Below are 22,003 nucleotides of genomic sequence, written 5' to 3'. Positions count from 1 at the left end.
CTAAGACGTGCCATCAGGAGGAAGAATGATTTCTGGCGCACCATCTCAGGAACCGCAGTTACCGGACAACGGCAACGCGGCTGATTATCAACAATTACGCGAGCGGCTCACGCAGGAGCTAAATTTAACGCCGCAGCAGCTACATGAAGCGTGCAATTTGATCCAGGCGGGCCTGGATTCAATCAGATTGATGAGATGGTTAGACTGGTTTCGTAAAAGGGGCTACCGCGTGACCCTGCGCGAACTGTATGCCGCCCCCACGCTGGGCGGGTGGCGCCAGCTGATGCGCAGCCGTTCCCCGGAGAAACCGGCGGAGGAAACGGCATCCGGCGAAAGCGTCTGGCCGACCATGACCGAGGGTACCCCCTTCCCTCTGACGCCGGTCCAGCATGCCTACCTGACGGGGCGAATGCCTGGACAGCCTCTCGGCGGCGTGGGCTGCCATCTGTATCAGGAGTTTGCCGGCTATTCTCTGACGGCGGAAAAGCTGGAACAGGCCATCGCGATCCTGATGCAGCGCCACCCGATGCTGCATATCGCCTTTCGCACCGACGGACAGCAGGTCTGGTTAAAGCAACCTTACTGGAACGGCGTCACGGTTCATGATCTGCGCCAGAACGACGCCGCCAGCCGCCAGGTCTATCTGGACGCCCTGCGCCAGCGCCTGAGCCACCGCCTTTTACGCGTGGAGATCGGCGAAACGTTTGATTTTCAGCTGACGCTGTTGCCCGATAATCGCCACTGCCTCCATGTCAATATTGACCTGCTGATTATGGATGCCTCCAGCTTTACGCTCTTCTTCGATGAGCTTAATGCTCTGCTGGCGGGCGAATCGCTGCCGGCTATCGACCCCCGCTATGATTTCCGCTCCTATTTGCTGCACCAGCAGAAGGTGCATCAACCGCTGCGAGCCGAAGCCCGCGCGTACTGGCTGGCGAAAGCGCCTGCGCTTCCTCCTGCGCCGCTCTTGCCGCTGGCCTGCGACCCCGCCGCGCTACGTGAAGTCCGTAATACCCGACGCCGCATGATTGTCCCGGCCAAACAGTGGCATGCGTTCAGCCAACGGGCCGGTGAGTACGGCGTCACCCCGACAATGGCGCTGGCAACCTGTTTTTCCGCCGTCCTGGCTCGCTGGAGTGGCCTGACGCGGCTGCTGCTCAACGTAACGTTATTCGACCGCCAACCGCTGCACCCGGCGGTTAGCGCTATGCTTGCCGACTTCACCAATATTCTGCTGCTGGATACCGCCTGCGACGGCGATACCGTCAGCGGCCTCGCGCAGAAGAATCAGCTGACCTTTACCGAAGACTGGGAGCATCGTCACTGGTCCGGCGTCGAACTCCTCCGGGAGCTCAAACGCCAGCAGCGCTATCCCCACGGCGCCCCGGTGGTATTTACCAGCAATCTGGGACGCTCTCTCTACAGCAGCCGCGCGGAACCGCCTTTGGGCGAGCCGGACTGGGGCATCTCGCAGACGCCGCAGGTGTGGATAGATCATCTGGCCTTCGAACATCAAGGCGAGGTCTGGCTGCAATGGGACAGCAATGACGCCCTGTTCCCTCCGGCATTAGTAGCGACGTTGTTCGCGGCCTACTGCCAGCTGATTAACCAGCTCTGCGAAGATGACAGCGCATGGCAAAAACCGTTCCCGGATACCCTGCCCGCCAGGCAGCGCGCGATTCGCCAGCGGGTCAACGCGACCGACGCGCCCATTCCCGCAGGACTGCTGCATGAAGGCATTTTCCGCATCGCCCTCCAGCAGCCGGAGGCGCTGGCGGTCACAGATGCTCATTATCAGTGGAACTACCGTGAACTGACGGACTTTGCCCGCCGTTGCGCCGGCAGGTTAATCGCGTGCGGGGTGCAGCCGGGCGACAATGTGGCGATCGGCATGTCAAAAGGCGCGGGACAGCTGGTTGCGGTGCTGGCCGTACTGCTGGCCGGGGCGGTCTACGTTCCGGTTTCGCTGGACCAGCCCGCCGCGCGGCGCAAGAAAATCTATGCTGACGCCAGCGTTCGGCTGGTGCTCATTTGCCAGCACGACGCCAGCGCGTGGTCAGACGATGTTCCCCTGCTTGCCTGGCAGCAGGCCATTGAGGATGAACCGATCGGCTACCCGGTGGTTCGCGCACCGACACAACCGGCCTATATTCTCTACACCTCCGGTTCTACCGGCACACCGAAAGGCGTGGTCATTTCTCACCGGGGAGCGCTCAACACCTGTTGCGATATCAATAACCGCTATCAGGTAGGTCCAGGCGACAGGGTGCTGGCGCTGTCCGGCCTGCATTTTGATTTATCGGTATATGACATTTTTGGCGTCCTGAGCGCCGGCGGCGCGCTGGTTATGGTGATGGAAGAGCAACGGCGCGATCCCCGCGCGTGGTGTGAACTGATCCAACGCCATCAGGTCACACTCTGGAACAGCGTCCCGGCGCTATTCGATATGCTGCTGACCTGGTGCGAGGGTTTTGCCGACGCTGCGCCGGCAAATCTGCGCGCGGTAATGCTTTCCGGCGACTGGATCGGTCTCGATCTTCCCGCCCGCTTTCGGGCCTATCGGCCGCAAGGGCAGTTTATCGCTATGGGCGGCGCCACCGAGGCGTCTATCTGGTCTAACGTCTGCGAGGTCAGAGAGGTTCCTGAGCACTGGCGCGCCATCCCCTACGGTTTTCCGCTGGCTAACCAGCGCTACCGGGTAGTCGATGAGCGGGGCCGGGACTGCCCCGACTGGGTGCCCGGCGAATTGTGGATTGGCGGCCTCGGGGTCGCTGAAGGCTATTTCAACGATCCCCTACGCAGCGAGCAGCAGTTTTTGACGCAATCGGGCGAGCGCTGGTATCGCACCGGCGATCTCGGCTGCTACTGGCCAGACGGTACCTTAGAGTTCCTCGGCCGCCGCGATAAGCAGGTCAAGGTCGGGGGATATCGCATCGAGCTGGGCGAAATTGAGAGCGCGCTCGGCCAGGTGGCGGGCGTGAAACAAGCCACCGTTCAGGCGATCGGGGAGAAAGAGAAGACCCTGGCGGCCTGGGTTGTTCCCCAGGGGGAGGCTTTTTGCGTTCCCCATCATCGCGATCCGTTGCTGCCGCAGGAATGGCGTACCCTGGCAGGAACGCTGCCCTGCTGCGCCTGCCCGCCAGAAATCTCCGCCGCTCAGGTCGCTGATTTTCTGCAGTATCGTCTGTTAAAACTGCATCCGGGCCACGCCTCTGACGTCGATCCGCTCTCCCTGATCGATTCGCTCGCTATCCAGCCGCGCTGGCAGGCCGTGGTGGAACGCTGGTTAGCCTTTCTTGCGGCTCAACAGCGGCTGCAGCCCGCCGCTGAGGGTTATCAGGTCTGCGCGGCAGAAGCGCCGGAAAAGCGCCATCCTTCGTTCAGCGGGCATGACCTCACCTTAATGCAGATTCTTCGCGGCGCGCGCCACGAACTGTCATTACTGAACGATGCGCGGTGGTCGCCGGAAAGTCTGGCTTTCGACCATCCGGCCAGCGCCTTGTATATCGAGGAGCTGGCGACAATGTGCCAACAGCTTTCCCGACGTTTACAGCGCCCGGTACGCCTGCTGGAGGTGGGTGTCCGCACCGCCCGCGCCGCAGAGTGCCTGTTGTCCCGCCTCAACGCTGGCGAGGTTGAGTATGTCGGGCTTGAACATAGCCAGGAGCTGCTGCTGAGCGCCAGACAGCGGCTTGCCCCATGGCCTGATGCCCGTCTGGCCCTCTGGAATGCGGAGACGCTGGCGGCGCACGCGCATTCGGCGGACATTGTCTGGCTGAATAATGCCCTGCATCGTTTGCTGCCAGAAGATCCCGGACTCCTTACGACCTTACAACGGCTCGCCGTCCCCGGAGCGCTGCTCTACGTCATGGAGTTTCGCCAGTTGACGCCGTCTGCCCTGCTCAGCACGCTTCTGTTAACCGCTGGACAACCGGAGGCTTTACTGCATAACAGCGCAGCGTGGGCAACAATATTCAGCGCCGCCGACTTCAGCTGTCAGCATGGCGATGAAATCGGCGGATTACAACGCTTCCTCGTCCAGTGCCCGGCCAGCCAGATGCGCCGGGACCCGCGTAAACTACAGGCCGCCCTTGCCGAACGCTTGCCCGGGTGGATGGTGCCGCAACGGATCCATTTCCTTGACGCTTTCCCGCTGACCGCGAACGGAAAAATTGACTATCAGGCGCTGACCCGTCGGCATACCCCTGAGGCGGAAACATCGGCCGAAGCGGATTTACCTCAGGGCGATATGGAAACATGCGTGGCCGCCATCTGGCAGCAGCTGTTGTCGATCGGCACCGTCACTCGGGAGACCGACTTTTTCCAGCAAGGCGGCGACAGCCTGCTGGCCACCCGTCTGACCGGACAGCTCCATCAGGCGGGTTATACCGCGCAATTAAGCGATCTGTTTAATCATCCCCGACTGGTGGATTTTGCCGCTACCCTGCGTAAAACCGACCTCCCGGTCGAACAGCCATTCACCCACTATCCTGAAGATCGCTACCAGCCGTTCGCGCTTACCGACGTGCAGCAGGCCTACCTGGTAGGACGGCAGCCGGGGTTTGCCCTGGGCGGCGTAGGCTCCCACTTCTTCGTTGAATTTGAGGTTGCCGATCTGGATATCCGCCGGCTGGAGAGGGTCTGGAATCGTTTAATCGTCCGCCACGATATGCTGCGCGCCGTTGTTCACGATGGACAACTGCAGGTTCTCGAACAGACTCCCCCCTGGATCATACCCGCGCACGTTTGCCCAACGCCAGACGAGGCGCTGCGGCTACGTGAAAAGCTGGCGCATCAGGTACTCAACCCCGAAATCTGGCCGGTATTCGATCTCCAGGTCGGATACGTCGACGGGATGCCCGCCCGACTCTGGCTGTGCCTGGATAACCTGTTGCTTGACGGGCTAAGCATGCAGATCCTGCTGGCGGAGCTGGAACACGGCTATCGCTATCCGCAACAGCTGCCGCCGCCGCTCCCCGTCACTTTCAGGGATTATCTGCAGCAACCCGCGCTGCGGGCGCCAGACCCAGACTCCCTGGCCTGGTGGCAGACTCAGCTGGACGATATCCCTCCGGCGCCGGCGCTGCCGCTTCGATGCTTGCCTCAGGACGTTGCGACGCCGCGCTTTGCGCGCCTGAACGGGGCCATGGACAGCGCGCGCTGGCGCCGATTGAAACAGCGGGCGGCTGAAGCCCACCTTACCCCGTCGGCCTTACTCTTATCGGTATGGTCGACGGTGCTCTCGGCATGGAGCGCGCGGCCTGAATTCACGCTTAACCTGACGCTTTTCGACCGCCGTCCGGTGCATCCGCAAATCAACCAGATTCTGGGCGACTTCACCTCCCTGATGCTGCTGAGCTGGCGGCCTGGCGACAACTGGCTGCACAGCGCGCAGCGACTGCAGCAGCGCCTGAGCCAGAGCCTCAATTATCGCGATGTATCCGCCATCCGCGTGATGCGTCAGCTGGCGCAACGGCAAAATCTGCCCGCCGTGACCATGCCGGTTGTCTTCACCAGCGCGCTCGGCTTCGCGCAGGATAATTTCCTCGCCCGGCGCAATTTACTCAAACCGGTCTGGGGTATCTCGCAGACGCCGCAGGTCTGGCTCGATCACCAGGTTTATGAGTCCGAAGGTGAATTGCGCTTTAACTGGGATTTTGTCGCCGCCCTGTTTCCTGCCGAACAGGTGGAGCGGCAGTTTGCCCAGTATGGCGAATTGCTCAATCGGATGGCCGAGGAAGAGAGCTGCTGGCAGCTTCCGCTCGCCGCGCTGGTTCCCCCCGTTAAACTCGCGGAACAAAGCCCCGCGCCCGCTCCGCGCGGCTGCCCTGAGCGCCCGCTGTCCGGCGTGGCGGCGGACGAGAGCACTGTCCGTCTGATTTGCGACGCCTTTCGCGAGGTGGTGGGCGAATCGATTATGCCCGCGGATAACTTTTTTGAGGCGGGCGCCACGTCGCTAAATCTGGTGCAGCTGCACATTTTGTTACAACGTCACGAATTTTCCACGCTGACGCTGCTTGATCTCTTTACCCACTCCTCTCCAGCCGCTCTGGCCGAATACCTTACCGGCGTCGCGATGGAGGAGAAAGCCACACGCTCTCGCCCGGTTCGCCGACGCCAGCGGCGGATTTAGCGCGAACCAAACTGATTTTTTCCGGGACGCCGTCGCGCAAGCGCGGCGTGCCATTGACTTTGTGACTCTTAGGAAACGAGACCGATTATGGATAACTTGCGCTTCTCTTCTGCGCCGACAGCAGATTCCATTGATGCATCGATCGCTGAACGCTACCCGGACTGCGAACCTGTCGCGGTGATCGGCTACGCCTGCCATTTTCCTGAAGCGCCCGATGGCGAAACGTTCTGGCAAAACTTGCTGGAAGGCCGTGAATGCAGCAGGCGCTTTACCCGCGAGGCGCTGCTGGCCGCCGGTCTGGATGCCACGGTGATTGACGATCCTCATTACGTCAATATCGGGACGGTTTTAAACAACGCCGACTGCTTCGACGCCGCCCTGTTTGGCTACTCGCGGCAAGAAGCCGAATCTATCGATCCGCAGCAGCGACTGTTTTTGCAGGCGGTCTGGCATGCGCTGGAGCATGCCGGCTATGCCCCCGGCGCCGTCCCCCACAAGACCGGCGTTTTCGCCTCATCCCGGATGAGCACCTATCCCGGCCGCGAAGCCCTGAACGTCACGGAAGTCGCGCAGGTCAAGGGTCTGCAGTCGCTGATGGGTAATGATAAGGACTATATTGCCACCCGCGCCGCGTATAAGCTCAATCTGCATGGCCCGGCGCTATCGGTACAGACCGCCTGCTCCAGTTCGCTGGTTGCGGTGCATCTGGCCTGCGAAAGCCTGCGCGCGGGGGAATCCGATATGGCGGTGGCCGGCGGCGTGGCGCTCTCTTTCCCCCAGCAGGCGGGCTACCGCTACCAGCCCGGGATGATTTTCTCTCCCGATGGCCACTGTCGCCCTTTTGACGCCTCGGCAGAAGGCACCTGGGCCGGCAACGGTCTCGGCTGCGTGGTACTGCGCCGCCTGAGAGATGCGCTGCTGTCAGAGGATCCGATTATTGCCGTGATCCTCTCCAGCGCGGTCAACAACGACGGTAGCCGAAAAGTGGGTTATACCGCGCCTTCGGTGGCAGGACAGCAAGCGGTCATCGAAGAGGCGTTAATGCTGGCGGCGATCGATGACAGACAGATTGGCTACATTGAAACCCACGGTACCGGCACGCCGCTGGGAGACGCGATTGAAATTGAAGCGCTGCGCAACGTTTATGCGCCCCGCCCGCCGCATCAGCGCTGCGCGCTCGGTTCGGTAAAAAGCAATGTTGGCCATCTGGATACGGCGGCCGGGATTGCCGGGCTGCTGAAAACCATCCTCGCGGTCAACCGCGGACAAATTCCGCCGATGCTAAATTTTGCCACGCCAAATCCGGCGCTCAAGCTCGACGAAAGCCCATTCACCGTGCCGGTGACGGCCCAGACGTGGCAGGAGGAAATACGCTACGCGGGCGTCTCCTCCTTTGGCATTGGCGGCACAAACTGCCACATGATCGTCGCCTCGCTGCCCGATGAGCTCAAATTACCTTTGCCTGGTGCGGATGACGGTAGCAGGAGCACCGCGCTGCTGCTCAGCGCCGCCAGCGACACCGCGTTGCGGCAGCTGGCCACGGACTATGCTCGGGCGCTGAGGGAAAACGCGGATGCCAGTAATCTGGCCTTCACGGCTTTGCGCGCCCGCCGTCTCGATCTCCCCTTTCGTCTGGCGACGGCATTAAATGATGATACCGCCGCTGCCCTTAGCGCCTGGGCTGGAGAACAGGCCGGGACGCCGGTTTATAGCGGCCACGGCGTCAGCGGTAAGCAGGTGTGGCTGTTTACCGGGCAGGGCTCGCACTGGCGGACCATGGGCCACGCCATGTGCCAGCGTTCGAAGGTGTTTGCCGACACGCTTGAACGCTGTTTTTCCGCCTGTCGTGAAATGCTCACGCCCTCCCTGCGCGACGCGATGTTTAATCCCGACTCGGCGCAGCTGGAGGAGATGACCTGGGCGCAGCCGGCCATCGTTGCCTTTGAAATCGCCATGGCGGCGCACTGGCGCGCCGAGGGATTGCAGCCGGATTACGCCATCGGTCACTCGGTGGGCGAATTTGCCGCCGCCGTGGTCTGCGGACACTATACGATTGAACAGGTTATGCCGCTGGTTTGCCGCCGCGGGGCGCTGATGCAGCTGTGCGCAAACGGCGCGATGGTGGCGGTGTTCGCGCAAGAAGAGGCGCTGATGCCGCTGGCCCGCCAGTTTGAGCTGGATCTGGCGGCCAACAACGGCACCCGGCATACGGTCTTTTCCGGGCCGGAAGCCCGTATTGCGGAATTTTGCGCCGCGCTTTCGCAGCGTGATATCAGCTATCGTCGCCTGAGCGTTTCCGGCGCGGCGCACTCCGCCTTACTGGAGCCGATACTCGATCGTTTTCAGGACGCCTGCGCCGGGCTGCACGCAGAGCCCGGGCAGCTACAGCTTATTTCCACCCTCACCGCCGGGGCCATAGATGCGTCGACGCTCAATCAGGCGGATTACTGGCGCCGCCATATGCGCCAGCCGGTGCGCTTTATCCAGAGTATTCAGGCGGCGCACAAGCTCGGCGCCCGCGTTTTTATAGAGATGGGACCCGATGCCCAGCTGATTACCTCCGGACAGCGCGAATACCGGGATAACGCTTACTGGATAGCCAGCGCCCGCCGTAACCAGGAGGCGAGCGCTGTCCTGAATCAGGCGCTGCTCCAGCTGTACGCCGCTGGCGTCACCCTGCCATGGGCAGACTTACTGGCGGGCAATGGGCAACGTATCTCTGCGCCACGCTATCCGTTCGCGACCGAGCGTTACTGGAAAGAGCACGTTTCCAACGTTTGCGAGCCTGACGACGTCGTGCTGTCCGCCGGCGCTGAGGTGGCGAGTCGCGCCGCGGCAGCGCTCGATCTTCCCCGGCTGGAAGCGCTTAAACGCTGCGCCACGCGGCTACACGCCATCTATGTCGATCGGCTGGTACAACGCTGTGCGGACGATGCCATTGCCAGCGGCGTCGACGCCATGACCATTATGCGCCGAGGCCGTCTGCTGCCGCGCTACCAGCAGCTGCTTCAACGCCTGCTGAATAACTGCGTGGCCGACGGCGACTACCGCTACGCTGACGGGCGTTATTTCCGCGCCCGCCCGATTGAACATGAGCAGAGGGAAGCTCTGCTGGCGGAGCTTGCTGGCTATTGTGAAGGTTTTCAGGCTATTCCCGAGACCATCGCCCGCGCCGGCGAGCGGCTGTATGAAATGATGAGCGGCGAGGAAGAGCCGGTGGCGATCATCTTCCCGCAGGGCGCCTCCGACGGCGTGGAGGTCCTCTATCAGGAGTTCAGCTTTGGCCGCTATTTCAACCAAATCGCCGCCGGTATCTTACGCGGTCTCGTCCAGACGCGTCAGCCCCAGCGCCCTTTACGAATCCTGGAAGTCGGCGGCGGTACCGGCGGCACCACCGCGTGGCTGCTGCCGGAACTTAACGACGTTCCGGCGCTGGAGTACCACTTCACCGATATCTCCGCCCTGTTTACCCGCCGCGCCCAGCAGAAATTCGCCGACTATGGCTTTGTGCGCTACCACGAACTGGATCTCGAAAAAGAGGCGCAGTCCCAGGGGTTCCAGGCAAACTCATACGATCTGATCGTGGCGGCGAACGTGATCCACGCCACCCGCCATATTGGCCGCACGCTCGATAATCTGCGCCCTCTGCTCAAACCGGGCGGACGCCTGCTGATGCGCGAAATCACCCAGCCAATGCGTCTGTTTGATTTCGTTTTTGGCCCGCTGGTGCTTCCGCTCCAGGATATCGACGCCCGCGAAGGCGAGCTCTTCCTCACCCCCCAACAGTGGCAGCAGCAGTGTCGCCGCGCCGGATTCAGCAAAGTGGCGTGGCTACCGCAGGAGGGTAGCCCGACCGCCGGTATGAGCGAACATATCATTCTCGCCACGCTGCCCGGTCAGGGGATATCCTCGTCATCAGCATCCGCGCTGGGGCAGACGTTGCCGGATAACGCTGATGATCTCGCCGACTGGTCCGATTGCGCGGGTCAGCCGGAACGGTTTAACGCCCGCTGGCAGGAGGCCTGGCGGCGGCTCTCAGCGCGGCACGGCGACGATTCCCCCGTGGAAGCGCCCCAGGTCAGCCCTCCGCAGTGGCTGGGGGAGGTGCGCTTAAGCTGGCGAAACGCCGCCTTTTCCCGCGGCGAGATGCGCGTGGAAGCCCGTCATCCCGATGGCGAGTGGCTGCCGCTGGCTCCCGCCGCGCCTGTTCCTGCGCCGCAGACGCATTATCAATGGCGCTGGACGCCCTTCAGCGCCGCCAGCGATGGCCGCCCACTGGCATTTCGCTTCAGCGCCGGTACGCTTGCGCACGAAAATGAGCTGGCGCAATGCGGTATCCTTCACGATCCGCAGGCCGCTTCGGTGCTCATGATTGTCGAGGAGAGCGAACAGACGCTGGCGTTAGCGAAACAAGTGAAGGAGGCCCTGACCACCGGCGCCGGAGGATTGATTGCGATCACTCGCCGCGCGTGGCAGGTTGAGGAGAATGAGGCGCTCGCCGCGTCTCATCACGCTCTGTGGGCTTTGCTTCGCGTCGCGGCCAATGAACAGCCGGAACGCTTGATTGCCGCCATCGATCTGGCCGAAAACACGCCATGGGAAACGCTGCGTCAGGGATTGAGCGCCGTCTCCCTTTCTCAGCGCTGGCTCGCCGCAAGGGGCAACGCCCTCTGGCTCCCCTCCCTGGCGCCGAATCCAGGGCGCGCCGCCGATCTCCCGGCAAATGTCTTCGCTGGCGATACCCGCTGGCATCTGGTGACCGGCGCGTTTGGCGGATTGGGCCGCCTTGCCGTTAACTGGCTCAAAGAAAAAGGGGCGCAACGTATTGCCCTGCTGGCGCCGCGCGTGGATGCCTCCTGGCCGGGCGACATCGAGGGCGTGCAAATCCGCGTCTGCCGTTGTGATGTTGGCAACGCCCGACAGCTGACCAGGGTTCTCGATAAGCTGGCGGTCGATGGCGGCATTGCCGGGGCGATCCACGCCGCAGGCGTATTGGCTGATGGGCCGCTGCAGGATCTGGACGATCGCCAGCTGGCCGCGGTTTTCGCGGTGAAAGCGCAGGCGGCAGACCAGCTGCGGCAAAGCCTGAGCGACCACAACGCACGCTATCTTATTCTTTACTCCTCCGCAGCCGCCGCCCTCGGCGCGCCGGGTCAAAGCGCCCATGCGCTGGCCTGCGGCTATCTGGACGGGCTGGCGCGGCAACATACTTCTGATGATACTCCGAAAACGATAACCATTGCCTGGGGCGCCTGGGGGGAAAGCGGTCGGGCGGCCACGCCGGAAATGCTGGCGACGCTGGCCAGCCGCGGCATGGGCGCGTTAAGCAATGCCGAAGGCTGCTGGCATCTGGAACAGGCGGTAATGCGCGGTGCCCCATGGCGGCTGGCGATGCGTGTTTTCAGCGACAACATGCCTCCGCTACAACAGGCCCTGTTCCATAGCGGGTCCGCAGAAAAAGCCGCAGTGCCGGTCAGCCCTCCTGCGGATGACAACGTCTTTAACGGCAGCCTGAGCGATGAAACGGCGGTAATGACATGGCTGAAAAAACGCATCGCGGTTCAGTTACGGCTAAGCGATCCGGCATCGCTGCAGGCAAATCAGGATCTGTTGCCGCTGGGCATGGATTCGCTGCTCTTCCTTGAGCTCAGTAGCGATATTCAGCACTACCTGGGCGTGCGCATCAATGCGGAACGGGCGTGGCAGGATCTGTCGCCGCGCGGGCTCACGCAGCTTATCTGTTCTATACCAGAGAAGACGCCTGCCGCTTCGCAGCCGGAAGCGTTACGGCACGACGCCGATGAGCGTTATGCCCCCTTCCCTCTGACGCCGATTCAGCACGCCTACTGGCTGGGAAGAACCCATCTTATTGGTTATGGCGGCGTTGCCTGTCACGTGCTGTTTGAGTGGGATAAACGCCACGATGAACTCGACCTCTCCGTACTGGAGAAAGCATGGAACCAGCTTATTGCCCGTCACGATATGCTGCGAATGGTGGTGGATGCCGACGGCCAACAGCGCGTTCTGGCGACAACCCCGACGTATCGCATCCCGCGCGACGATCTGCGCGCGCTCTCCCCGCAGGAGCAGCGCCTGGCGCTGGAAAAACGGCGGCTGGAACTGAGCTATCGCGTTTTACCCGCCGACCAGTGGCCTCTTTTTGAACTGGTGGTCAGCGAAATCGACGATTGTCGCTATCGCCTGCACATGAACCTCGATCTTCTGCAGTTCGATGTGCAGAGTTTTAAAGTTATGATGGACGATCTGGCGCAGGCCTGGCGCGGAGAGACGCTGGCGCCGCTCGATATCACCTTCCGCGATTATGTGATGGCTGAACAGGCGCGCCGGCAGACGGCGGCATGGCACGATGCCTGGGAGTTCTGGCAGGAAAAACTACCGCAGTTACCCCTGGCGCCGGAACTGCCGGTGGTGGAGACGCCGCCGGAAACTCCACACTTCACCACGTTCACTTCAACGATCGGCAAGCCTGCGTGGCAGGCCGTTAAGCAGCGCTGGCAGCAGCAAGGGCTCACCCCTTCTGCCGCGCTGCTCACGCTGTTTGCCGCCACCCTCGAGCGCTGGAGCCGCACCGCTGAATTTACCCTGAACCTGACTTTCTTTAATCGCCAGCCGGTTCATCCGCAAATCAACCAGTTGATTGGTGATTTTACCTCCGTCACGCTGGTCGATTTTAACTTCACCGCGCCGGCGACGCTGCAAGAGCAGATGCAACGAACCCAGCAGCGCCTGTGGCAGAACATGGCGCACAGCGAAATGAACGGCGTCGAGGTGATCCGCGAGCTGGGGCGCCTGCGCGGATCGCAGCATCAACCGCTGATGCCGGTGGTGTTTACCAGCATGCTGGGAATGACGCTTGAAGGCATGGCTATCGATCGGGCGATGAGTCGTCTGTTCGGTGAACCCTGCTATGTGTTCACGCAAACGCCGCAGGTCTGGCTGGATCATCAGGTCATGGAGAGCGATGGCGAGTTGACGTTTAGCTGGTACTGCATGGATAACGTGCTGGAGCCGGGCACAGCGCAAGCCATGTTTACAGACTATTGCGCCATCCTGCAGGCTGCTATTGCCAGCCCTGAAAGCCCGCAGACGATGGCCAGCGGTATTGCCGAACAGAACCCGCGCCGCCGCTGGCCGCTCAACGCGCAGACGGACTACGATTTGCGGGATATTGAGCAGGCGACGCTGGACTATCCCGGTATCCAGCGGGCCAGAGCGGAACTAAGCGAAAATGGCGCGTTAACGCTGGATATCGTCATGGCCGAGGGGCCGTCGCTCTCCGCGCTCGCCCCGGCTGAGCGCGATCTCGCCTCGCTGGCGCTGCCGTTGCCTGAGCAGGCGCAACTTGATGAACTGGACGCGACCTGGCGCTGGCTGGAGGCGCGTGCGCTACGAGGGATCGCCGACACGCTGACTCGCCATGGTTTATTCACCTCGCCGGAGAGCGCCCATCGCTTTAGCGAAATTGTACAGGCGCTGGCCGCGCAGGGGGCCCGGCGACGGCTGCTGCGCCAGTGGCTACAGTGTCTGACGGAAAGAGAATGGCTGGCCCGCGAGGGGGATAGCTGGCGCAGCCGCATGGCGTTCAGCGAGATCCCCGGGCCGCAGGATGCCTGCCCGCCAACCCAATGGAGTCAGGCGCTGGCGCAGTATCTGGACGCCTGTATTTCCTGCCACGACGACCTTTTCTCCGGGCAGTGTTCGCCGCTGGAACTGCTGTTCAATGAGCCGTTGCGCGTAACCGACGCGCTGTATCGCGAAAACCCCGCCAGCGCCTGTCTGAATCGCTATACCGCACAGATTGCCACCCTGTGCGGCGCAGAACGCATCCTCGAGGTGGGCGCCGGAACCGCAGCCACCGCGGAGCCGGTGCTGAAGGCCACGCAAAGCACGCGACGTTCATACCATTTCACCGATGTCTCCACGCAGTTCCTCAACGATGCCCGGAGCCGTTTCCACGATCAATCGCGGGTTTCTTACGCCTTATTCGACATTAACCAGCCGCTGGATTTCGCCGCCCATCCGGCAGAAGGATACGACCTGATTATTGCCGTCAATGTGCTTCACGACGCCAGTCATATCGTTCAGACGTTGCGCCGATTAAAGCTGCTGCTGAAAACCGGCGGACGTTTGCTGATCGTCGAGGCGACGGAGCGAAACAGCGTATTCCAGCTGGCGAGCGTCGGCTTTATCGAGGGATTGAGCGGATACCGTGATTTCCGCCGCCGGGATGAGAAACCCATGCTCGCCCGTTCGACGTGGCAGGAAGTGCTTGCGCAGGCCGGGTTTGTCAACGAGCTGGCGTGGCCGACGCAGGAATCCTCGCCTCTGCGCCAGCATCTGCTGGTCGCGCGTTCGCCTGGCGTGAATCGACCGGATAAAGCAGCCGTAAGCCGCTATCTGCAGCAGCGTTTTGGCTCCGGCCTGCCCGCATTACGGATTCGCCAACAAGAAGCGTTACTTGCGCCGCTGCGTACCCCGTCCGTTGCGCAGATTGCGCCAGCCGAATCGACCCCGGTCGCCGGGGGAGATCCGACGCTGGAAAAACAGGTCGCTGAACTCTGGCAATCGCTGCTTTCTCGCCCCGTGGCCAGGCATCACGACTTTTTTGCGCTGGGCGGCGACAGTCTGATGGCGACAAGGATGGTCGCGCAGCTGAACCGCAGAGGAATTGCCAGCGCCAGCCTTCAGGATCTGTTCACCCATTCAACGCTCAGCGACTTCTGCGCCCATCTGCAGGCCTGTTCGTCGGCAGAGGACAATCCTGTGCTCATTTGCCACGGCGCGGGCGATGAAACGTTGTTTGTTTTCCACGCTTCCGACGGCGATATCAGCGCCTGGCTGCCGCTTGCCCGGGCGCTGGACAGGCGCGTATTCGGCCTGCAGGCAAAATCGCCGCAGCGTTTTGCCACGCTTGATCGGATGATCGATGAGTATGTCGCATCCATCCGTCGCCAGCAGCCACACGGCCCCTATGTGCTGGCGGGATGGTCGTACGGCGCTTTTCTTGCAGCTGGCGCCGCGCAGCGTCTGTACGCCAAAGGCGAGCAGGTACGGCTGGCGTTAATCGATCCCGTGTGTCGACAGGATTTTCGTTGCGCCAACCGGACGGCCCTGCTGCGGCTGTTAGCCGAAGGGAATACGCCGCTGGCGCTGCCGGAACATTTTGACCGGCTGACGCCCGCCCGCCAGCTTGCCGTCTTCATCGGCCTTGCCAGAACGGCGGGAATGGTGCCGCAAAACCTGACGCGGCAAGCGGCAGAAACGTGGATCGACAACATCGCGCATCTGCTGCGTTTACTGGCCGGGCATACGCCGGGCGAAGCCGTTGCGCTTCCCTGCCTCATCCTGCATGCCGTAATGAGACCCGCGCGCTGGACGCCAGCGGAGACCGAATGGCGGGCCTGGATGAACCGCGCCGACAGCTATGCGATTAAAGCCAGCCACTGGCAAATCATGCTGGAGCCCCCCCACGTTCAGGCTTGCGCGCAGCATATCCAGCGCTGGCTTGGCGCAACCTCAACGCAACCGGAGAACACCTTATGATGCCGTCCACCTTCGACAAACAACGCGTACTGATTGTGGGCGCCAAATTCGGTGAAATGTACCTCAACGCCTTTATGCAGCCCCAGGAGGGGCTCGAACTGGTTGGCCTGCTGGCCCAGGGAAGCCCGCGCGCAAAAGAGCTGGCCCAGGCGTTTGGTATCCCGCTGTATACCTCGCTCGAACAGATCAAGGAGATGCCGGATATCGCCTGTATCGTCGTGCGCTCGACCGTCGCCGGCGGGAGCGGAACGCAGCTTGCCCGGCACTTTTTAACTCACGGCGCGCACGTTATTCAGGAGCATCCCCTCCACCCGGATGATGTCCGTTCATTACAAGCGCTGGCGCAGGAACAGGGGCGTTGCTATTGGGTCAATACGTTTTATCCGCACGCGCTTGCCGGTCGCGTGTGGCTCAGGGACGCGGAGCAGTTACGTCGCTGTCTGGATCAGGGGCCGTCGATTGTCCATGCCACCACCAGCCGGCAGTTGCTCTACTCCACTCTCGATTTATTGCTGCTGGCTCTGGGCGTGGATGCCGCCAGCGTGGCGTGCGAAGTGGTCGGCAGCTTCAGTGACTTTCACTGTCTGAGACTCTACTGGCCGGAGGGAGAGGCTTGCCTGCTGCTTCAGCGCTATCTCGATCCTGACGATCCGGATATGCACAGCCTGATTATGCATCGTCTGCTGCTGGGATGGCCGGAAGGACATCTTTCGCTGGAGGCGAGCTACGGCCCCGTCATCTGGTCATCCAGCCTGTTTGTCGCCGAACATCAGGAGAATGCTCACAGCCTCTACCGCAGGCCGGAGATCCTGCGCGACCCGCCGGGTCAGACGCGCAGCCCGGCGCCCCTGAGCTGGCGTGATTGCTGTGAAACCGCCGGGCCTGAGGGCGTCGGAAGATTACTCCATCAGCTGTGCAGCCATCTGGCGGGCGAAAATGCGCCTGCCGCCTGCCACGGCGCTCATCAGCTGGCGGTGTCGTACCTATGGCAGCAGATTTTACGCGCGACCGGCAATGCCGAGATCCGCCATCTGAAGCCGCCGCGTCATGAACGGTTAACGGCTTTCTACCGCCACGATGAGGAGTCCCGATGATACAATCTGCCATGTGTACTCCGTTATGGCCCGCCCGCAGCGCCAGTACGGCGCATCTGGTGATGTGCCCCTTCGCGGGCGGCAGCAGTAGCGCGTTTCGCTGCTGGCGAGAGCAGCCTATGGCGGACATCGCGCTTTCCCTGGTAACCTGGCCGGGACGCGATCGCCTGCGCCATCTGACGCCGCTCAACAGCATTATGCCGCTGGCGGTACGGCTGGCGAACGAACTGCAACAGAGCGTATCTCCTGACGCGCCGCTGCTGCTCGCCGGGCACAGTATGGGCGCGCAGGTGGCGTTTGAAACATGTCGCCTTCTGGAGCAACGAGGACATGCGCCGCATGGCCTGATTATTTCGGGGTGCCATGCTCCTCATCTCCATTCCGAACGCCGACTCAGCCATCGCGATGATGCCGACTTTATCGCTGAGCTGATAGATATTGGCGGATGTTCGCCTGAGCTGCGGGAAAACGAGGAGTTAATATCGCTGTTTCTTCCCCTCCTGCGCGCCGATTTTTACGCCACCGAGCATTATCACTACGATTCGCCCGATCGCGCCTCGCCGCTGCGCACGCCTGCGCTGCTCATATGCGGCAGCCACGACCGCGAAGCCTCCCGGCAGCAGGTCGACGCCTGGCGTCAGTGGCTGACCCACGTTACCGGGCCGGTCACAATCGACGGCGATCACTTCTATCCCATTCAACAATCCCGCGCCTTCTTTACGCAGATTGTCCGCCATTTTCCCGACGCATTTTCGACGCTGACCGCTGTGCAAAAACAGTCCAGTACTTCTGAAAGGTGACGCATGCACGCTTCTTTTAACACTCTGATTGAACAGTATCCCTTACCTATTGCCGCACAGCTGCGCTGCTGGGCGGCGCGTTATTCCACGCAAACAGCGCTTGTTGATGACGGGGGTGCGCTAACCTACAGCGAGCTTGATGTCCGGGTCGACCAGCTTGCCGCAGGGTTAGACTCGCTGGGGTTGCGTTCAGGACAGCATGTGATTGTGCAGCATCCAAACGGCAACGCCTTCGTGATCCTGTTGTTCGCCTTGTTAAGACTCGGCGCGATCCCCGTTCTGGCGATGCCCTCCCAGCGGGAGCTGGATATCGACGCGCTGATCGCGCTGGCGCAACCCGTCGCTTATTTTATTCACGGGGAAAACCATGCAGGGCTGGCCCGCCAGATGATGCATAAACACGCCTGCTTGCGTCATGTTCTGACCATTGAACAATGCGCAGATGACGATTTTACGCCGCTGTTCTCGCTGCGCGGCGAGCTTCAGGCGTGGCGGCAGCCCGAGGTTTCCGCCACCGCGCTGCTGCTGCTTTCAGGCGGCACCACCGGGACGCCAAAGCTTATTCCGCGACGGCACGCCGACTATAGCTATAACTTCAGCGCCTCTGCCGAACTGTGCGGCATCAACGCCCAAAGCGTATATCTCGCCGTCCTTCCCGTGGCGCATAATTTTCCGCTGGCCTGTCCCGGTATTCTGGGAACGCTTGCCTGCGGCGGGAAGGTGGTGCTGACCAACAGCGCCAGCTGCGATGAGGCGATGCCATTAATCGCCGAATGCCGCGCGACGCACGTCGCGCTGGTGCCGGCCCTGGCGCAGCTCTGGGCGCAGGCCAGAGAGTGGGAAGAGAGCGATCTCTCTTCGCTGCGCGTCATTCAGGTGGGCGGCGCCCGCCTCGATCCGACGCTGGCAGAGCAGATCATCGCCACCTTTAACTGCACCCTGCAGCAGGTATTCGGCATGGCGGAGGGGCTGCTTTGCTTTACCCGTCTCAACGATCCGCTGGTCAGCGTTCTCCATAGCCAGGGGCGCCCGCTATCTCCCCTGGATGAAATTCGCGTCGTTGACGAAGAAGAGAACGACGTTGCGCCTGGCGAAACCGGACAGTTATTAACGCGCGGCCCTTACACGATTTCGGGCTATTATCGCGCTCCCGAGCACAATGCCCGGGCCTTTACCGCGCAAGGATTTTACCGTACGGGCGATAATGTCAGGCGCGATGAGGCGGGAAACCTGTACGTTGAGGGACGCATAAAAGAGCAGATAAACCGCGCCGGAGAGAAAATTGCCGCGGCGGAAGTGGAAGCGGCGCTGATGCGTCTGGAGGGGGTAAAGGATTGCGCCGTGGTTGCCGCGCCGGACACGCTGCTTGGCGAGCGAATTTGCGCGTTTATCATCGCGCAGCAGACGCCATTTGACTATCAACAGTTGCGTCACCAGCTAACCCGGCTGGGGCTCAGCGCGTGGAAAATTCCGGACCAAATTGAGTTTCTGACCCACTGGCCGCTCACCGCCGTCGGCAAGGTAGATAAAAAACGCCTGACGGCGCTCGCCACCGAGCGTTGTCGCCAGACGTCACAATAAGCGCAACCCTACCCGAAACAGGTGGAAATAAACCCGTTTCGGGTAGCAGCACAATTAGAAATAGTTATCATTTTCAATTCACCGTTGTGGCTATTTTTGGCGTTTCGCCGTTTTACAGGGACTCATAACAATGAAAATGACACGGTTTTACCCTCTGATTGTGGGAGGGTTTCTGCTCCCGGGCATGGCTCATGCCCAGACTGCACAGCAAGACGAAACCACGCTGGTGGTCACCGCCAGTAAACAGTCTTCCCGCTCGGCATCAGCCAATAACGTCTCTTCTACCGTTATCAGCGCGACGGAGTTAAGCGACGCAGGCGTTACCGCCAGCGACAAACTCCCCCGAGTGTTGCCCGGACTCAATATTGAAAATAGCGGCAATATGCTTTTTTCAACGATCTCGCTTCGCGGCATCTCTTCTGCCCAGGACTTCTATAACCCTGCCGTCACCCTGTATGTCGACGGGGTTCCCCAGCTATCTACTAACACCATCCAGGCGCTAACCGATGTGCAAAGCGTGGAGCTGCTGCGGGGTCCCCAGGGAACCTTGTATGGCAAAAGCGCTCAGGGCGGGATTATCAACATCGTCACGCAGCAGCCGGACAGTACCCCGCGCGGCTATATTGAAGGCGGCGTCAGCAGCCGCGACAGCTATCGTAGCAAGTTCAACCTGAGCGGCCCTCTTCAGGATGGTCTGCTCTATGGCAGCGTAACGCTGTTACGCCAGGTTGATGACGGCGAGATGATTAACCCTGCGACGGGAAGCGATGATTTAGGCGGCACCCGCGCCAGCATAGGGAATGTGAAACTGCGTCTGGCGCCGGACGACCAGCCCTGGGAAATGGGGTTTGCCGCCTCGCGCGAATGTACTCGCGCGACACAGGATGCCTATGTGGCATGGAATGATATTAAGAGCCGTAAACTGTCGATCGACCCGGGGTCGCCGGACCCATATATGCGGCGCTGCACTGACAGCCAGACGCTCAGCGGGAAATACAGCACCGAGGACTGGGTTTTCAATCTGATCGGCGCCTGGCAGCAGCAGAATTATTCACGCACTTTTCCTTCCGGCTCGCTGATCGTCAATATGCCCCAACGCTGGAATCAGGATGTGCAGGAGCTACGCGCCGCGACTCTCGGCGAGACGCGGACCGTGGATATGGTGTTCGGATTGTACCGGCAGAATACCCGGGAGAAGCTAAATTCAGCCTACGATATGCCGACCATGCCCTATTTAAGCAGCACCGGCTACACCACCGCCGAAACGCTGGCCGCCTACAGCGATCTGACCTGGCATTTAACCGATCGTTTTGACATCGGCGGCGGCGCGCGTTTCTCACATGATAAAGCCAGCACGCAGTATCACGGCAGTATGCTCGGTAACTCCTTTGGCGATCGTGGTAAAAGCAGTGATGACCACGTGCTCGGACAGCTCTCCGCAGGCTATATGCTGACCGACGACTGGCGGGTGTATACCCGCGTAGCTCAGGGATATAAACCTTCCGGATATAATATCGTGCCTACCGCAGGCCTTGATGCCAGGCCGTTCAGCGCGGAAAAATCCATCAACTACGAAATTGGCACCCGCTACGAGACCGCCGACGTCACGCTGCAAGCCGCGACGTTTTATACCCACACCAAAGATATGCAGCTCTACTCTGGTCCGGTCGGGATGCAGACCTTAAGCAACGCGGGGAGAGCCGACGCCACCGGCGTTGAGCTTGAGGCAAAATGGCGGTTTGCGCCCGGCTGGTCATGGGACATCAATGGCAACATGATCCGTTCCGAATTCACCAATGACAGTGAGCTGTATCACGGCAATCGGGTGCCGTTTGTTCCGCGTTACGGCGCGGGAAGCAGCGTGAACGGCATGATTGATACCCGTTATGGGGCGCTGATGCCCCGACTGGCGGTGAATCTGGTGGGACCGCATTATTTCGATGGCGATAACCAGCTGCGGCAAGGGACTTACGCCACCCTCGACAGCAGCCTGGGCTGGCAGGCGACTGAACGGATGAATATTTCCGTCTATGTCGATAATCTGTTCGATCGCCGTTACCGTACCTACGGCTATATGAACGGCAGCAGCGCTGTCGCGCAGGTCAATATGGGCCGCACCGTGGGGATCAATACGCGCATTGATTTCTTCTGACAATCGATAGAGGGGGGCGATTAGCGCATCCCCTTCACCGCTGACTCACCGCTGGGTTTGACCGCCTCCGGTCGGGAGCATAAGCTGCAGAACAGGATAGCGTTCCAGCCAGCGTTTTTCCGCCACGCGCTGGCGGAAAATATTCAGCTTATCGCCCTCAAATTCCGGCGTTGGCCGCAGGCGACGTTCAAACAGATCGTCGAGTCCGTAAGGCGCAATGACCTCAATAAGGCCAGAGCGCCCTATTCTGACCGCGATGGCCGTCGCCGTCTCAGGCCAGTAGCTAAGCGCATTCTCCGTTGAATGATAAGGTTGATTACCGTTACGCTGGTGCATTCTGGCCTGATTCTTCACCGACCAGTTAAAGGCGGGCGACCGTTGGCAAAGCCCCGCTTCCAGCGCGTTATCGTGGGCAGCACTGCAGCTTTTCGGATCGAACCAGACAACATCCACATCACCCGAAACCGGCCTTTGACCGTATCCGTGCAGATGATCCCAAACCGCATCTCTGACCAGGCCGGCACCGATCCAGCCATCGTTGAGTTCGAGCGCCTGAACGGCATAAAGCGCCTCCATTCTGAGCGGGTCGCTGAATAATAATCTCTGTAATTCGTCCTGATATTTCATTCTTCGCCTGGTGCCGTCTGACTGCCTGGCGACAAATCTGCCTGATGGCAGA

The 22,003-nt window shown here is 61.1% G+C and carries 7 protein-coding genes; 6 read left to right on the top strand and 1 reads right to left on the bottom strand.

The genetic code is table 11. The features are described 5' to 3' along the window. Window positions 1–25 precede the first annotated feature (25 nt). The 6 genes from IAE27_RS05115 to IAE27_RS05090 all read left to right on the top strand — a co-directional run bounded on the left by IAE27_RS05115 (window position 26) and on the right by IAE27_RS05090 (window position 21,324). Window positions 26–6,133, top strand: coding sequence for a non-ribosomal peptide synthetase (locus tag IAE27_RS05115; protein ID WP_154022986.1), 6,108 nt, complete (start codon window positions 26–28; stop codon window positions 6,131–6,133). Between the two features lie 87 nt (window positions 6,134–6,220). After that, window positions 6,221–15,697: a yersiniabactin polyketide synthase HMWP1 gene (irp1, locus tag IAE27_RS05110; protein WP_200092087.1), complete on the top strand. Its 9,477-nt coding sequence runs from the start codon at window positions 6,221–6,223 to the stop codon at window positions 15,695–15,697. Then, on the top strand, window positions 15,694–16,791 hold the full coding sequence (locus IAE27_RS05105; protein WP_070557620.1) for a Gfo/Idh/MocA family oxidoreductase: 1,098 nt from the start codon (window positions 15,694–15,696) through the stop codon (window positions 16,789–16,791). Before irp1 ends, IAE27_RS05105 begins: the two co-directional genes overlap by 4 nt. Beyond that, complete coding sequence (locus IAE27_RS05100) at window positions 16,788–17,591, top strand: thioesterase II family protein (protein WP_070557621.1); 804 nt, start codon at window positions 16,788–16,790, stop codon at window positions 17,589–17,591. Before IAE27_RS05105 ends, IAE27_RS05100 begins: the two co-directional genes overlap by 4 nt. A 3-nt stretch (window positions 17,592–17,594) precedes the next feature. Beyond that, window positions 17,595–19,172: a (2,3-dihydroxybenzoyl)adenylate synthase gene (locus IAE27_RS05095; protein ID WP_200092078.1), complete on the top strand. Its 1,578-nt coding sequence runs from the start codon at window positions 17,595–17,597 to the stop codon at window positions 19,170–19,172. Window positions 19,173–19,302: 130 nt separating this feature from the next. Next, complete coding sequence (locus IAE27_RS05090; RefSeq protein WP_200092075.1) at window positions 19,303–21,324, top strand: TonB-dependent receptor; 2,022 nt, start codon at window positions 19,303–19,305, stop codon at window positions 21,322–21,324. A 45-nt stretch (window positions 21,325–21,369) separates the two neighbouring features. Here IAE27_RS05090 and IAE27_RS05085 read toward each other — a convergent pair whose 3' ends face one another. After that, the gene (locus tag IAE27_RS05085; RefSeq protein WP_032746056.1) at window positions 21,370–21,951 is read right to left on the bottom strand and encodes a nucleotidyltransferase family protein; all 582 of its coding nucleotides are present in this window, start codon (window positions 21,949–21,951) and stop codon (window positions 21,370–21,372) included. Window positions 21,952–22,003: the final 52 nt, after the last annotated feature.

Source organism: Klebsiella sp. S69, assembly GCF_016516145.1.
Lineage (GTDB): Bacteria > Pseudomonadota > Gammaproteobacteria > Enterobacterales > Enterobacteriaceae > Klebsiella > Klebsiella oxytoca.
Note: the sequence above shows the minus strand (reverse complement) of the source record. Positions and strands in the feature narration are given on the sequence as shown.

Bases quoted from the DNA above. Each gene is read 5' to 3' on its own strand.
- IAE27_RS05115 (WP_154022986.1), top strand. From the start codon at position 26: ATGATTTCTGGCGCACCATCTCAGGAACCGCAGTTACCGGACAACGGC.
- irp1 (WP_200092087.1), top strand. From the start codon at position 6,221: ATGGATAACTTGCGCTTCTCTTCTGCGCCGACAGCAGATTCCATTGAT.
- IAE27_RS05105 (WP_070557620.1), top strand. From the start codon at position 15,694: ATGATGCCGTCCACCTTCGACAAACAACGCGTACTGATTGTGGGCGCC.
- IAE27_RS05100 (WP_070557621.1), top strand. From the start codon at position 16,788: ATGATACAATCTGCCATGTGTACTCCGTTATGGCCCGCCCGCAGCGCC.
- IAE27_RS05095 (WP_200092078.1), top strand. From the start codon at position 17,595: ATGCACGCTTCTTTTAACACTCTGATTGAACAGTATCCCTTACCTATT.
- IAE27_RS05090 (WP_200092075.1), top strand. From the start codon at position 19,303: ATGAAAATGACACGGTTTTACCCTCTGATTGTGGGAGGGTTTCTGCTC.
- IAE27_RS05085 (WP_032746056.1), bottom strand. From the start codon at position 21,951: ATGAAATATCAGGACGAATTACAGAGATTATTATTCAGCGACCCGCTC.